We start from the raw sequence: 14,082 nt of genomic DNA on the forward strand, positions 1-14,082 counted from the left end.
CATGACGGACACCTCACTAGATACCACACACTTTGGTTACCGCACCGTAGCCAAGGAAGAGAAGGCAGAGATGGTTGCAGAAGTATTCCACTCTGTAGCTGCGAAATACGACATCATGAATGATTTGATGTCGATGGGCGTCCATCGCGTTTGGAAACGCTTCACCATTGATTGCAGTGGTGTTCGCCGCGGCCATAAAGTGTTGGATTTAGGGGGCGGTACTGGCGATCTAACCGCAAAATTCTCACGCATTGTGGGTGATGATGGCCAGGTGATCCTCGCTGATATCAATAACTCGATGCTGAATGTTGGCCGCAGTAAGTTACGTGATATGGGGGTTGTCGGCAATGTTGGGTATGTGCAGGCGAATGCCGAAGAACTACCATTTCCTGATGACTTCTTCGATTGTATTACCATCAGCTTCTGCCTGCGTAATGTCACTGATAAAGAGAAAGCGCTGCGTTCTATGTATCGCGTATTAAAGCCAGGTGGTCGTTTATTGGTACTTGAATTCTCGAAGCCAATCCTTGAGCCTCTTTCGAAAGTCTATGACGCATACTCCTTTCACCTATTGCCAAAAATGGGCGAAATCATTGCGAATGATGCCGAGAGCTACCGTTATTTAGCTGAATCTATTCGCATGCATCCCGATCAAAATACCTTAGAAGGTATGATGCAGGATGCTGGTTTTGAACAGACTCAATATTACAACCTAACCGGTGGTATCGTTGCGTTGCACCGTGGCTTTAAGTTCTGAGGATGTTATGCCTGTTGATGTATTAGTCACTGGGGCGATAGAAACATCGCTAAATACCCTGCTAAAAGAAGATGAAGACAGCCAGCGTCGGTTGGCTCGTTTACGCGGAAAAATTATTGGTGTCACCATCAATGAGTTTGGTAAACAGCTGTACTTTGTTTTTAGCCAGCAGATCGATGTATTGGGTGCGTATGAAGGTGAGGTTGATTGTCAGCTTGCCCTGAACCTGTCTGTACTGCCTGAATTGCGCCAACAGGCTAATTTGACTCAGTTGATCAAGGCGGACAAATTATCTCTTGAGGGGGATATTCAGCTCGCCCAGCAATTCTCAGCGCTGTTAAATAGTTTGAAACCTGATGTCGAAGAAAAAATTTCGCAATATACCGGTGATATAGTGGCACATACTTTGGTGGGTGGGCTGAAAAATAGCGCTCAAGTATTACGTCATGGAATCGAACGCCGTCAGCAATATTTGGCTGAAGTGATCACGGAAGAGTGGAAGCTTGCACCGCAAGCGTTGGAAATTGCACATTTTGCTGATCAGGTTGATGATTTGAAATCCGATGTAGCAAGGTGTGAAGCACGTATGAAGGTGATAATGGAGCGTTATGCATCATGATGGCACTGTCTGAATTTAAGCGCCTTTATCAGATCACTGCGGTTCAACTGCGTTATGGCCTTGATGAATTATTACCTGACGACCCACGGTTGAAATTACCGAAAGCGGCACGTAAGTCATTAGTGTGGATGAAAAATGAGCACCCAGACAAACCGCTGGGCGAGCGTCTACGTTTGGCGCTGCAAGAGCTTGGGCCGGTTTGGATTAAGTTCGGGCAAATGATGTCAACGCGCCGAGACTTATTTCCACCACACATCGCAGATCAACTTGCCATGCTGCAAGATCAGGTTGCCCCGTTTGATGGCAAACTGGCCAAGCAACACATGGAAACATCATTAGGCGGGCCGTTAGAAACATGGTTTGATGACTTTGATGAGACGCCATTGGCGTCAGCCTCGATAGCGCAAGTGCATACCGCGACATTAAAAGAGACGGGTGCAGAAATCGTTCTAAAGGTTATCCGTCCTGATATCTTGCCGGTGATCCGCGCTGATATTAAGCTAATGTACCGTATGGCTAAAATCCTGTCGCGGATGTTACCTGAAGCGAGGCGATTACGACCAATAGAGGTGGTACGCGAATATGAGAAAACGTTGCTAGACGAGCTAAACCTGATGCGCGAAGCTGCAAATGGTATTCAGCTGCGACGTAATTTCGAAGACAGTGACATGTTATATGTGCCTGAAGTTTATACCGATCTCAGCAGTGAACGTTTACTGGTGATGGAGCGTATATATGGTATTCAGGTATCCGATGTGGATGCGCTGGTGGCTAACGGCACCGATCTGAAGTTGTTATCGGAAAATGCCGTGACCATCTTCTTTACCCAAGTGTTCCGTGATAGTTTTTTCCATGCTGACATGCACCCTGGGAATATCTTCGTGGCGCGGGAAAACCCTGAAACGCCACAATGGATAGCCTTGGATTGCGGTATCGTCGGTACGCTAAACCGCGAAGATAAGCGCTATCTTGCGGAAAATTTACTGGCATTTTTCCATCGAGACTACCGTAAAGTCGCCGAGCTGCATGTTGATTCTGGCTGGGTGCCACAAGATACCAATGTCGATGAGTTTGAATTTGCTATTCGTACCGTGTGCGAGCCGATTTTTGAAAAACCCTTGGCCGAGATTTCGTTTGGTCATGTGTTACTGAATTTGTTTAATACTGCGCGCCGCTTCAATATGGAAGTGCAGCCACAATTGGTATTACTACAAAAAACCTTATTGTATGTAGAAGGGCTTGGTCGCCAGTTATACCCACAGCTTGATTTGTGGGATACCGCGAAACCATTCCTTGAAGATTGGATGTCTCGTCAAGTCGGCCCGCAAGCCGTGATTGATGGCGTTAAAAGCCGTGCACCATTCTGGGCGGAAAAGTTACCCGAATTACCGGAATTACTTTACGATAGTTTGCGTCAGGGCAATGCTCTGAATCAGCGTATCGATACACTCTATGATAGTTTTATGGAGAGTCGGCGTTATCAGGGTCAGGCTAGGTTCCATTTTGGCATTGGTGCAACTCTGGTTGTATGTTCTGCCATACTTTTTAGTAATCATGTTGAAACCTATCCAGTCATAACGGCTGTAATGGGTATCACGTTTTGGTTACTTGGTTGGCGCGCTTGCCGAAAATAGACGGTAGAGTATGCGACCAACACACAAAACGTTTTCTTATCAACCACAATAAGCTGAGGTAAAACAAGCATGGGTGGTATTAGTATCTGGCAACTGCTTATCATTGCACTGATCATTGTGCTTTTATTCGGAACAAAGAAACTACGTTCATTAGGCGGTGACCTAGGTTCGGCGGTGAAAGGTTTCAAAAAAGCCATCGGTGACGATGAGCCGACTGAAAAGAAAGAAGCGGATGCGGATTTCGATCAGAAGAAGCTTGCTGAAGAGCAGCAAGATCAACAGGCTCAAAAGAGCCAGAAAGATAAAGAGCAGGTTTAACGCGTGTTTGATATCGGGTTCTGGGAGCTAATACTGATCTCTGTTGTGGGATTAGTTGTACTGGGGCCGGAACGCCTTCCCGTCGCGATCCGTTCGGTATCGCGTTGGGTTGGTGCTGCTCGTAATATGGCAAACTCGGTGAAAGATGAACTGTCTCAGGAACTTAAAATCCAAGAGTTGCAGGAAAATCTTAAAAAAGCTGAGAAAATGGGTATGGAAGATCTCGCACCGGAACTGCGAGATTCTGTTGAGGAGCTGAAAAAAGCTGCTGCAGAAGTCCAACGCCCTTATGCCGATAAAAAAGACGAGCAGCCCTCGGCGACGACCTCTCAAAAGCAGGATTAAAGTAACTCACTATGTCTACAGTTGAAGACACGCAACCGCTATTCAGCCACCTTGTTGAGCTGCGTAACCGTCTGCTGCGTTCTATCCTGAGCGTCATTGTGGTTTTTCTTGGTCTGGTTTGGTTTGCTAACGACATCTATGCCTTTATGTCAGCCCCTTTGGTAGAACGTTTACCAGAAGGCGCGACAATGATCGCTACAGATGTCGCTTCACCATTCTTTGCGCCAATTAAGCTGACTTTGGTGACTTCGGTTTTTGTTGCGGTACCAATGATTTTGTATCAGATATGGGGCTTTATTGCACCAGGCCTATACAAACATGAGCGCAAGCTGATCATGCCGCTACTGTTTTCCAGTTCGCTATTGTTCTATGCGGGTGTTTCGTTCGCTTATTTCGTTGTATTCCCCTTGGTGTTTGGTTTCTTTACCAGCATTGCACCAGAGGGTGTACAGGTCGCGACTGATATTTCTAGCTACCTTGATTTCGTGCTGGCATTGTTTATGGCTTTCGGTATCGCATTTGAAATTCCGGTAGCCATTATCTTGCTATGTTGGACGGGGGCAACAGACCCACAGACACTGCGTACCAAACGACCTTATATTGTCGTCGCAGCGTTTGTCGTGGGCATGATGTTGACACCGCCAGATATCATTTCGCAAACGTTGTTAGCGATCCCAATGTGCCTACTGTTTGAAGTAGGACTGTTTTTCGCGAAGTTTTACGTCCGTGAAGAGCGAGAGGAAGATGATATTGCGGAAGACGAGCAATAATCACCGCTTTTGAATGATGAAAAAAACCGGCCTCGGCCGGTTTTTTTATGCTTGTTTTTCGCTAGTTCAGACCACTGAGGGTAATAATAATCGGTGCGGCCTTTTTAACGTGATTGTACTGCCATTACCATTTCTTCCAACATGACGACTGTACTTCGGCGATAGAAAGGGTGTTGAGTTGATGTATTGCAGTATCAAACATAGTGGGAAGCGTAAGCATCGCGGCATGCTACCGATACTAAAAAGCCAGCTCGATGAGCTGGCTTTTGGGAAGGGGGAGGTTGGACTATCTTGCTAGAAGAAGATATGTCCCATCATTGCAATGACTGGCAGGGTGACCAAAGTACGCAGAATAAAGATCATAAACAGTTCCCAAGGTTTTACTGGGATTTTACTACCGATCAGTAGGGCGCCGATTTCAGACATGTAAATCAGCTGCGTGACAGACATTGCTGCAATGACAAAGCGGGTCAAATCACTTTCAATGCTTGATGCCAAAATAGATGGCAAGAACATATCAGCAAAGCCGACCACGATAGTTTCTGATGCCGCTGTCGCTTCTGGAATACGTAGCAGTTCAAGGAACGGAATGAATGGTTGGCCAAGGATGCTGAATACTGGCGTGTTTTCAGCAATAACCAATGCTGCGGTACCAATGGCCATGACAACAGGTAGTACCCCGAAAATCATATCAACGGCATTTTCAATACCTTCAATAACCACTTTACGTAGGCTTTTTACTTCATTGGCTTTATTCAGTGCTTGCTCAAGACCGAAGCTAAATACTGTTTTACCTTCAGGTACGGCTTCAATGTTCGCAGTGCTTGATGTCGCGCCATCAACATAATGGTCTTTCTTCCAAGACAGTGGTGGTAAGCGTGGCACAATCACCGCGGCTGCTAATCCAGCCAGACACACTGTGAGGTAGAACGGGGCAAACATATGCTCAAGGTTTACTTGTGCAATAACAACCAAGCTAAAAGTAATAGAGACTGCGGTAAAGGTTGTACCAATGACCGCCGCTTCACGCTCGGTGTAAATCTTACTTTCGTATTGCTTACTCGTCATTAATACGCCAACACTGCCGTCACCAAGCCAAGAGGCAATACAGTTAACAGCAGAGCGGCCAGGTAGATTGAATAGCGGGCGCATAATGCGAGTGAACATTGCGCCAACAAACTCTAGCAGGCCAAAGTTAAGCAGCAGAGGGAGTAATAAACCGGCAAAAAGGAAGACAGAAAACAGGACCGGTAGAAGATCGTTTAATACCATGCCACCAGTATCACCGTGGTGGATCATTTCTGGGCCGATGGCGAAGAATGACATGATCGCGAAAATTGCCCCCATCTGCTGTACTACGAGCCATGGCAGAGTTGGGTTGAACAGGCCATTTAAAAAGCGATTTTCAGTTATTGCTTTCGGCTTTACTGCTTTAGTAAAAAGAGAAGCTGCAGCCGTTAGGGAAATTACAAACGTTACGATAGCCGGCAGCATACCGTCGAATAAGGCTTGAACCGATTTTGCCAATACCGCGATTGGGATCGTGATCGTACCTTGGTATTCAATCGGTGCCATGAAAAGGAATACACCGAGCAGTGACGGTAAAATAAACATCAGCCAATTGGCTTTCTGTTTTGATTTAGTAATAACCTGATCTTGCATGCCAGACCTTAAATAATTGTTTTGATTAGGAGTAAATAACCGCTGTTCCGTTTGGAATAAATATTCACTGATTGTCCATAATCAGGTGGTGAGAGATTACAGTTTTTCGATATAAATTGGAATAGTATTTGGCTAAAACTGGCTAGTTATTCAGTATTATGCTGTATGTGGCCACTATGTGTGGGTATTCATCTAATTGCCGGTGGTGAAGAAACTTATGCGTGCTTTTTTATATTAAATCCAAAAAGCTGATAGGGCGTGTCTGATAATGGTACTTAATTATGTGATATTGGCGACTAAGATAAGATGTTCGATCCGTTAGCGTTGATATATGGCTTCAAGCTTGTGTTGCAACCGCCTTATATTTTGGATGTAAAAAAGGGGCATCATAGCCCCTTTTATTATTGGTTTGCCAGTTAAGGCTTATCGCATAGTAACGAACTCTTCTGAGCCGGTTGGGTGGATAGCAACAACGCTATCGAAGTCTGCTTTGGTTGCGCCCATCTTCATCGCAACACCGAAGCCTTGGATCATTTCATCGACGGTATAACCAATACCGTGTAGACCAACAACTTTCTCGTCAGGTCCTGCGCAAACCAGCTTCATCTTACAAGGCTGACGGTGGGCAGTTACTGCAGTATACATCGCCGTAAATCCAGACTGGTATACTTTCACATTGTCTTCGCCAAACTCAGCAATTGCTTCTGCTTCGGTCTGGCCGATAGTACCGATTGGTGGGTGGCTAAATACCACGGTTGGTACCAGCTTATAGTCCATCTTCGCATCTGTCTTACCGTTAAACAGGCGTTCTGATAGTTGGCGACCTGCTTTAACCGCAACAGGGGTTAGCTCAATACCACCTTCCATGATATCGCCAACACAGTAAATGCCTTCAACATTTGTCTGCTGGTACTCATCAACTTTGATGTAGCCACGGTTATTGGTTTCAACACCCGTAGCGGCAAGGTTGATCTTGTCGGTGGTTGGGTTACGGCCGATCGCCCAAATTAATAGGTCAGTATTGTGTGACTCACCGTTTTCGAAGTGCAGGGTTGTCGACCCATCGGCTTCTTTCACGACTTCTTTTGGCACTGAATGGGTGTGCAGTGTTGGACCTTCTGCATCCATTACTTCGACTAACGTGTCGATGATCATTGGGTCAAAGCTGCGCAGTGGTGACTCTTTACGCACGAACAGGTGGGTATCTGTGCCTAGCGCACTTAATACACCTGCGATTTCAACCGCAATGTAGCCAGCACCAATAACTGCGGTACGCTTTGGTTGCTCGGTTAGCTCGAAGAAGCCGTTCGAATCGATACCGTGCTCGGCACCAGGTACATTCGGAATGGTTGGCTCACCGCCTACAGCAATCAGGATGTGGTCCGCAGTGTAGTGCTCACCGTTAACTTCAACTGTCTTTGCATCAACAAATCGAGCAAAACCGTTGATCACTTCAATGTTATTTTTACCCAGTACGTTGTCGTATGCGGTGTGAATACGGCTGATGTATGCTTCGCGGCTTTCAACCAGTTTGCTCCAGTTAAAGCCTTTCACATCGACATCAAAGCCATAATCTTTGGCGTATAAGTGCATTGCTTCAGCAATTTGCGCGCCGTGCCACATGACTTTTTTAGGTACACAACCAACGTTTACACAGGTACCGCCGAGGGCTTTGGCTTCAACTAATGCTACTTTTGCGCCATGCATTGCGGCACGGTTTGCTGATGCAATACCGCCGCTGCCACCACCGATACAAATGTAATCAAAATGCTTTGCCATGACTTTACTCCAATGATTTTATTGATTTGCTTACAGCTCCTGCTGTGCTTGCTCTAGTGTAATCAAGAATGAGATGAGTTACGAGAGGGGATGATCGAGAAAGTCAGAACTTAAAATAACAGGCATAAATAAGGCGGGAAACCCCCGCCTTAGATGATTTTGTATACCAAACTGGGCTTATTCCGGCACGATCCACTCGACTTTATGGTGGCCATGGCTTGGGGCAATGGCTTGTTGTAACCACGGTAGAATTGTTTTCATTTGGCTTTCTAGTTTCCACGGTGGATTGATCACTATCATGCCTGAAGCGGTCATACCACGTTCAGTGGTATCAGGTTCAACGCCTAGCTCAATCTGTAGTACTTTACGGATCCCGCCTTTTTCCAATCCACGTAGCATCTTGTCGATGTTCTCGCGATATACCACTGGGTACCAAATTGCGTAGGTGCCTGTTGCCCAGCGTTTATGGCTATCGATGATCGCATTCACCACGTCCATATACTCATGCTTGAGTTCGTAAGGTGGGTCGATGAGTACCACACCACGGCGCTCTTTCGGGGGCAGGCTGCCTTTTAGGCGTGCAAAGCCATCTTCCTTGTAAATTTTTACTTGGCGATCACTGCGAAATTCTTGCAATAGCAGAGGAAAATCACTTGGGTGCAGTTCCGTTAACACCATGCGATCTTGGTCGCGAAGCTGTGCACGAGCGACACGGGGTGAGCCTGGGTAGTAACGCAGTTCATCACTGTCATTAAGGGCTTTAATCGCCTCAAGATAAGTGGCGATGTCTGTCGGGATATCATCACGCGCCCAGAGCCGTGCAATGCCTTGCTTGAACTCGCCGGTTTTTTCACTACGCTCGTCTTGTAAATCGTAGCGGCCGACACCGGAATGGGTGTCATGATAAACAAATGGCTTTTCCTTTTGCTTTAAGGCATCAAGGATCAGGCTTTGTACAATGTGTTTGACCACATCGGCATGGTTACCGGCATGGAAACTGTGGCGGTAGCTCAGCATGGCTGGAGTCTCGACAGTAATAAGTTATGAGTAAGGCCTGTATTATGGCGAATTGTCGACGAAGATCCACAAAGCAGTGATGACTTTCATTAATCCAGTTGTTAATTCTAGGTTAAAATAAAAAGAGTTAAGCAGGAAATAGCGTCATTAAGGGATTGAATTTGCTTACGAGAAGACGCATTTAATAAAGGAATACAGAATTAAGGAATCGCGCATGTCTAACCCATTACTCACTATGACGGATCTGCCTCCGTTTTCTCAAATTCAGCCAGAGCACATTAAACCTGCGGTAGAGCAGGCAATTACCGATTGTCGTGCTGCCGTTGAGGCGGTATTGGCGAGCGATGTACCACCAAGTTGGGCATCCATTTGTGTGCCATTAGCGGAAACAGATGATCGTCTTAGCCGTATTTGGTCGCCTGTTGGCCATTTAAATGCGGTGAAAAATAGCAGTGAGTTGCGCGAAGCGTATGAAAGTTGCCTACCACTTCTATCGGATTACGGTACTTGGGTTGGTCAACACAAAGGCTTATATGACGCTTTTAAAGCGATGAAGTCGGACGAAAGCTTTACGGCTTTAAACCAAGCGCAACAGAAATCGATCACCGATGCATTGAAAGAATTTGAGCTATCAGGCATTGGCCTACCAGCAACAGAGCAGCACCGATACGGTGAGATCAGCAAGCGCTTATCTGAGCTGGCTTCAACCTTCAGTAACAACGTACTGGATGCCACGATGGGCTGGAGTAAGTTGGTAACAGACGTTGCTGATTTAGCCGGGTTGCCGGAATCAGCACTACAGGCGGCGCAAGCGGCAGCTGAAGCAAAAGAGCAGGAAGGGTACCTATTTACTTTAGATATTCCGTCGTACCTACCTGTTATGACGTATTGTGAAAATGCCGCTTTGCGTCAGGAAATGTATGAAGCCTTTGTCACCAGAGCGTCTGATCGCGGGCCCAATGCTGGCCAGTGGGACAATACCGATATCATTGCCGAGAAGCTTAAATTAAGCCATGAAATTGCCCGCTTGTTGGGTTTCTCTACTTACAGTGAGAAATCATTAGCAACAAAAATGGCGGAATCGTCAGAGCAAGTACTTGGTTTCTTAAATGATCTTGCAACCCGAGCGAAGCCACAGGGTGAGCGAGAAGTACAAGAGCTACGTGATTACGCACAAGCTGAATTTGGTGCTGAATCCTTAGAACCTTGGGATTTTGGCTTTTATGCCGAAAAGCTTAAGCAGCATCGTTATAGCATTTCTGATGAGCAACTACGTCCTTATTTCCCAGAGCAAAAAGTGGTCGCAGGTCTCTTTGAAGTGCTCAAGCGTGTCTTTGGCATGGTCGTGACCGAACGTGATGGCGTTGATACATGGCACGACTCTGTGAAGTTTTACGATATCGTTGATGCTACGGGCATATTACGTGGGAGCTTCTACCTTGACCTATATGCCCGTGAGCACAAACGTGGTGGTGCATGGATGGATGAGTGCGTTGTTCGACGTACGTGTGATGACGGTAGCCTACAAGCGCCCGTTGCGTATTTAACGTGTAACTTCAATAAGCCAATAGGCGACAAACCTGCGTTGTTTACTCATGATGAAGTTGTCACCTTGTTCCACGAAACAGGTCATGGTATTCATCATATGCTGACTCAGGTCGATGTGCCTGCCGTTTCTGGTATTAATGGTGTGCCGTGGGATGCAGTCGAATTACCAAGCCAGTTCTTAGAGAATTGGTGTTGGGAAGAAGAGGCGCTGGCCTTTATTTCTGGTCACTATGAAACCGGCGAGCCGTTACCGAAAGAGATGCTGGATAAAATGCTGGCAGCGAAAAACTTCCAGTCAGCAATGGGCATTCTGCGTCAGCTTGAGTTTGGCTTGTTCGACTTTACCCTGTACACCGAATACGACCCAGAAATCGGCGCTAAGGTACTTGATACACTGTTTGACATTAAATCGCGTATTTCTGTGGTACCGAGTCCTGAATGGGGACGCTTCCCGCACAGCTTTGGTCATATCTTCGCTGGTGGCTACAGCGCGGGTTACTACAGTTACCTATGGGCAGAAGTGTTATCGTCAGATGCGTTCTCGCGTTTCGAAGATGAAGGGATTTTTAATACCCAGACTGGGGCTGATTTCCTTGATTGCATTCTAGAGCGTGGTGGCAGTGAGGAGCCGATGGATTTGTTTAAGCGTTTCCGTGGCCGTGAACCTCAAATCGATGCATTATTGCGTCATTCGGGTATCACAGGCTAAGAGCTGTTATCCTCGATAAGACATAAAAAAAGACGCCATAAGGCGTCTTTTTTTGTTGGAACGTTGTACAGGTGGCTATGCAGTTTTGGTCAGAACCAGCGGCCAGCCCATGTCAGTCTGACGTGTTGCTTCTTGTTGAAGTTCAGCGTCGGTTAATGGGTTGGCTTCAAGCCAGCTAGCTGGCAGCGTCAGGGTTAATTTACTGTCGCTGGCACATAAGCTAAACGGCGGCTGTTGCTGGTGGTCGCGACGGTGACATAAGATCACGGCGAGGCGAAGCAGGCGCAAAATACGGGTTGCGCTTTGGGCTGACAGTGCGTGTTGTTCAGGCATGCTCATGAGCTGTTCGCGGAAGCGACGTAATAGCTCTGCGATCAAATATTTCTGCGCGCGGGTAAAACCCGGAAGATCGCTATTGCTGATCAAATACGCAGAATGCTCGCCACTTTTCTTGAACTCAATTGTTGTACCAATTTCATGCAGTACGGCACTGGCATGAAGGAGGTACTTCGCTTGTGGCTCCATGTGCCATTCTGGGCTACAGCCCTTGAGTAATGACAGTGCGGTGTTGGCAACAGTGTTGGCGTGCGGTGTATCGAGCTGGAAACGAGATTGTAAGCTCATTAGTGTGCGTTCACGAACATCATTGTGGCGCATTTGGCTCATCATTTCGTACACCATGCCTTCACGGAGTGCACCACCGGCGAGTGTCATTGATTCAATGTTCAGCGATTCAAAAATCGCAATGAGGATGGATAAGCCGCTCGGGAAAACCAAGGCTCTTTCAAGCGTAAGCCCTTCGATATCCAGATCTTCGAGTCGCTCATACTGCATTGCTTGGCGCTGCATGCGCTTAAGCTTCTGCAGGGTGATCACTTCATCCATTCCTTGAGCGAGCATAATTTCTTGTAGCGCCTGAACGGTGCCACTGGCACCGACGCATGTATCCCAGTCGAGTTCTTTATAAGATTCGACAATGGGCTCTATGGCCGACTTTGCGGCTGAAATGGCGGCGTTGAAGTTTTCTGCTGTTAAGCTACGGTCTTTGAAGTAGCGCTCCAACCACGTAACACAGCCTATTTTCAGGCTGGTAAGGGCGCTGGCATCAAAACCTTCACCAATGATCACTTCGGTACTGGCACCGCCAATATCGACCACGAGGCGTTTACCGCTGCCACCAGAGGTATGGGCAACGCCTTGGTAGATGATTCGAGCTTCTTCCTTGCCGGGAATAATCTCGACAGGGTAGCCAAGAATCGTCTTCGCTTTGGAAAGAAAAGTATCGGCATTTACTGCTGTACGCAGTGCTGCTGTCCCCACAATACGAATGTTGGCTTCAGGAATATCCTGAAGTCGTTCGGCAAACAGGCTCAAGCAATCCCAGCCTCGTTGCATGGCTTCTTCACTCAGCATGCTTTCGCTATTTAGACCGGCTGCAAGACGAACCTTGCGCTTGATTTTCGCCAATGTTTGTACACTACCGGCGACTTCTTTGACTATCCACATATGAAAGCTGTTAGAGCCAAGATCAATCGCGGCGTACAAAGGGGATACTGTTCTTTCCATAGGCATATCTTCGTCTTACTGCTATTTGTTTTGCGGCGGACGGCGGCGGTTATTGTTTCGCTGACGCGATTGACCTTGACCTTGACGCTGTGAGCCACTGTTACGGCGGTTACCACCTTGGCGCGGTGCGCGAGGAATGCTAACTGCTGCAGGTAGATCGTCTAATAGTGCATCAACATTGTATTTCGACAATGGGATCGCATGTTCGATATATGTTTCGATCGCGGTTAGGTTAATGGCGTACTCTTCACAGGCAAAGCTGATTGAGTGACCGCTTTCGCCAGCACGACCAGTACGGCCGATACGGTGTACATAGTCTTCGGCGTCGTCAGGTAGATCGTAGTTAAATACGTGCGTTACCTGAGGAATATGTAAACCACGTGCAGCGACATCTGTAGCAACCAGAATGTCGATTTCGCCTTGAGTAAATTGCTCAAGAATGCGAACGCGTTTCTTCTGTGGTACATCGCCTGTTAGCAAACCAACACGGTGTTTATCTGCGGCTAGGTGTGCCCAAACATCATCACAACGATACTTTGTGTTAGCAAAGATAATCGCGCGATCTGGCCATTCTTCTTCAATCAAGGTTTGCAGTAGGCGCATTTTGTCTTGATTTGAAGGGTAGAATAACTCTTCCTGAATACGGTGACCGGTTTTTTGATCGGGTTCAACAACCACGCTTTCAGGTGTATTCATGTGTTCGAATGCAAGCTCTTTCACACGGTATGACAGTGTGGCAGAGAACAGCATGTTCAAGCGAGCTTGAGGTGCTGGCATACGACGGAACAAGAAGCGGATATCTTTAATAAAACCGAGATCGAACATGCGATCGGCTTCATCAAGCACAACAACCTGAATTGAGCGTAGATCAATTACGCGCTGCTTGTAGAAATCAATGATACGGCCACAAGTACCGATCAAGATATCAACGCCAGCTTCTAACGTTTTTTGTTGCTTTTCATATGCTTCACCACCGTAAGCTAAGCCTGCTTTTAGGCCTGTGCTTTCAAGTAATGGTGCAGCATCGTTGTAAATCTGGATAGCCAGTTCACGGGTTGGTGCCATAATAATGGCACGAGGATGGTTTATTTTACGATCCTCTGCTGCTGGTGTTAGCAGTAAGTGGTTAAAAGTCGCAGTCAGGAAGGCGAGGGTTTTACCCGTACCTGTTTGAGCCTGACCTGCAATATCACGGCCGGAGAGCACTACCGGCAATGCCAGCGCCTGAATAGGCGTACAATTATGGAAGTTTTTTGCTTCCAATCCTTGTAAAACCGTAGGTTCTAAACCTAGGTCGGCAAATTTTTGCTCTGTGATGTGAGTCGTCTTCATTCGTATAGAATATCAGCTTAGGGTTG

12 protein-coding genes are annotated in these 14,082 nt (G+C 46.9%); 7 read left to right on the forward strand and 5 right to left on the reverse strand.

Annotated features, from left to right (window positions below; genetic code table 11):
• Position 1 precedes the first annotated feature (1 nt).
• The 6 genes from ubiE to tatC all read left to right on the forward strand — a co-directional run bounded on the left by ubiE (position 2) and on the right by tatC (position 4,443).
• A complete protein-coding gene (gene ubiE, locus L4D78_RS06150) occupies positions 2–757 on the forward strand; it encodes a bifunctional demethylmenaquinone methyltransferase/2-methoxy-6-polyprenyl-1,4-benzoquinol methylase UbiE (protein WP_428456507.1) in 756 nt (251 codons plus the stop codon).
• 7 nt (positions 758–764) lie between these two features.
• Complete coding sequence (locus tag L4D78_RS06155) at positions 765–1,376, forward strand: ubiquinone biosynthesis accessory factor UbiJ (RefSeq protein WP_428466101.1); 612 nt, start codon at positions 765–767, stop codon at positions 1,374–1,376.
• The gene (gene ubiB / locus L4D78_RS06160; protein ID WP_428466102.1) at positions 1,373–3,010 is read left to right on the forward strand and encodes a ubiquinone biosynthesis regulatory protein kinase UbiB; all 1,638 of its coding nucleotides are present in this window, start codon (positions 1,373–1,375) and stop codon (positions 3,008–3,010) included. The genes L4D78_RS06155 and ubiB overlap by 4 nt, the downstream gene beginning before the upstream one ends.
• Before the next feature lie 69 nt (positions 3,011–3,079).
• Complete coding sequence (tatA, locus tag L4D78_RS06165; RefSeq protein ID WP_428466103.1) at positions 3,080–3,328, forward strand: Sec-independent protein translocase subunit TatA; 249 nt, start codon at positions 3,080–3,082, stop codon at positions 3,326–3,328.
• A gap of 3 nt (positions 3,329–3,331) precedes the next feature.
• Complete coding sequence (gene tatB, locus L4D78_RS06170; protein ID WP_428456510.1) at positions 3,332–3,673, forward strand: Sec-independent protein translocase protein TatB; 342 nt, start codon at positions 3,332–3,334, stop codon at positions 3,671–3,673.
• Positions 3,674–3,684: 11 nt separating this feature from the next.
• A complete protein-coding gene (gene tatC / locus L4D78_RS06175; RefSeq protein ID WP_428466104.1) occupies positions 3,685–4,443 on the forward strand; it encodes a Sec-independent protein translocase subunit TatC in 759 nt (252 codons plus the stop codon).
• A 294-nt stretch (positions 4,444–4,737) separates the two neighbouring features.
• Here tatC and L4D78_RS06180 read toward each other — a convergent pair whose 3' ends face one another.
• The 3 genes from L4D78_RS06180 to L4D78_RS06190 all read right to left on the reverse strand — a co-directional run bounded on the left by L4D78_RS06180 (position 4,738) and on the right by L4D78_RS06190 (position 8,901).
• Entirely contained in the window at positions 4,738–6,105 is a 1,368-nt protein-coding gene (locus L4D78_RS06180) for a YjiH family protein (protein ID WP_428466105.1), read from the reverse strand.
• Between the two features lie 423 nt (positions 6,106–6,528).
• Positions 6,529–7,884, reverse strand: coding sequence for a glutathione-disulfide reductase (gorA, locus tag L4D78_RS06185; RefSeq protein WP_428466106.1), 1,356 nt, complete (start codon positions 7,882–7,884; stop codon positions 6,529–6,531).
• Between the two features lie 177 nt (positions 7,885–8,061).
• Positions 8,062–8,901: a 23S rRNA (adenine(2030)-N(6))-methyltransferase RlmJ gene (locus L4D78_RS06190; protein WP_428466107.1), complete on the reverse strand. Its 840-nt coding sequence runs from the start codon at positions 8,899–8,901 to the stop codon at positions 8,062–8,064.
• A 214-nt stretch (positions 8,902–9,115) separates the two neighbouring features.
• On the opposite strand from L4D78_RS06190, the gene prlC reads away from it, so the two are divergent.
• The gene (prlC, locus tag L4D78_RS06195) at positions 9,116–11,158 is read left to right on the forward strand and encodes an oligopeptidase A (protein ID WP_428466108.1); all 2,043 of its coding nucleotides are present in this window, start codon (positions 9,116–9,118) and stop codon (positions 11,156–11,158) included.
• A gap of 75 nt (positions 11,159–11,233) precedes the next feature.
• Here prlC and gppA read toward each other — a convergent pair whose 3' ends face one another.
• Both gppA and rhlB read right to left on the reverse strand, forming a co-directional pair.
• On the reverse strand, positions 11,234–12,724 hold the full coding sequence (gene gppA, locus L4D78_RS06200; protein WP_428466109.1) for a guanosine-5'-triphosphate,3'-diphosphate diphosphatase: 1,491 nt from the start codon (positions 12,722–12,724) through the stop codon (positions 11,234–11,236).
• A gap of 21 nt (positions 12,725–12,745) precedes the next feature.
• On the reverse strand, positions 12,746–14,056 hold the full coding sequence (gene rhlB / locus L4D78_RS06205) for an ATP-dependent RNA helicase RhlB (protein ID WP_428466110.1): 1,311 nt from the start codon (positions 14,054–14,056) through the stop codon (positions 12,746–12,748).
• Between the last annotated feature and the right edge of the window lie 26 nt (positions 14,057–14,082).

Source organism: Photobacterium minamisatsumaniensis, from assembly GCF_050336695.1.
In the GTDB taxonomy this organism is placed as follows: domain Bacteria; phylum Pseudomonadota; class Gammaproteobacteria; order Enterobacterales; family Vibrionaceae; genus Photobacterium; species Photobacterium minamisatsumaniensis.